This is a genomic window from Sphaerochaeta sp. S2 (assembly GCF_016406725.1).
GTDB lineage: Bacteria > Spirochaetota > Spirochaetia > Sphaerochaetales > Sphaerochaetaceae > Sphaerochaeta.
Map to the genome: position 1 here is coordinate 1 of NZ_JAEKNT010000164.1, position 1,049 is coordinate 1,049.

At 38.1% G+C, this 1,049-nt stretch carries 2 protein-coding genes; one reads left to right on the top strand and one right to left on the bottom strand.

From position 1 onward, the window contains the following. A partial coding sequence (locus tag JF818_RS04260; protein WP_198890734.1) for a TonB-dependent receptor domain-containing protein occupies nt 1-379 on the bottom strand: 379 nt, incomplete at its 3' end. A 96-nt stretch (nt 380-475) separates the two neighbouring features. Here JF818_RS04260 and JF818_RS04265 point away from each other — a divergent pair. Continuing rightward, nucleotides 476-1,049 (top strand): transposase (locus JF818_RS04265; protein WP_198890733.1); only part of this gene is annotated, 574 nt, incomplete at its 3' end.

Here is a 1,049-nt window from a genome sequence, read left to right on the forward strand (position 1 = left end):
CGGTTGTGTTTGTTACAACATTTACGCCTGTTCTGTCTTGAAAATCTTGTGTGTCTAATACTAAAGTTGAAGATATTGGGTAACCTGTTGGGAAGTTAGCTGATGTACCATATCCGGCTCTTAGTTTTAGATAATCTAAAACAACACCTTCACGTAAACCATCAATAGCTTTGTTAGGTATAAATGATATACTGGCAGAAGGATAAAAAATAGATCTATTATCTTCTGATAAGTTAGAAACCCAGTCATTTCTTCCTGCTAATGTCATGTATAGGTAATCTTTAAAACCGAATTCTGCTTGACCATAAGCACCTAAAACATTACGTTCAGAATAGTATTCAATTTCATCTTGTTCCGCAAAATTAAAATGTCTTAGTATACCAAAAAAGCACTATCTCATAAACTGTGTAAATAAAAATATCGGGGGTTGCAACCCCCGATATTTTTTTGTTTAATTTTAAACTTTTATACAGTCATGAAGAAAGAAGATTTATTAAGTAATGATTTTCTGAAGCAGTTTACATCGGGCGAAGAGCTCAATGATTTTCTAAAACAGATTCAGAAACGTGGTATTGAAAAGATCCTTGAAGGCGAGCTTGACAGCCATTTAGGCTATGATAAGCACCAGAAGTCAGACAATTCCAATGCCCGCAATGGTTTTACAGAAAAGAAGCTGCTCACTTCTCTTGGAGAAAGCAAGATACAGGTTCCCCGAGACCGTGACGCTTCGTTTAATCCCATGATCGTTCCCAAACGGGGCAATATGGTTGACGGAATTGAGAATGTAATTGTATCGCTCTACGCTAAGGGAATGAGCAATAGTGATATTGAAGAGCAAATCCGTGAAGTTTATGGTTTTGACGTGTCAACATCTACTATTTCCCGGATTACCGATGCCATCACCGATGATATTGTCGCCTGGCAGAACCGACCGCTCGAACCTGTTTATTTAATTGTTTGGATGGACGGGATTGTCTTTAAGGTACGAGAAAACTCGAAAGTAATCAATAAGACTGTTTATATGGCTGTCGGGCTGCGCAGGGATGGAA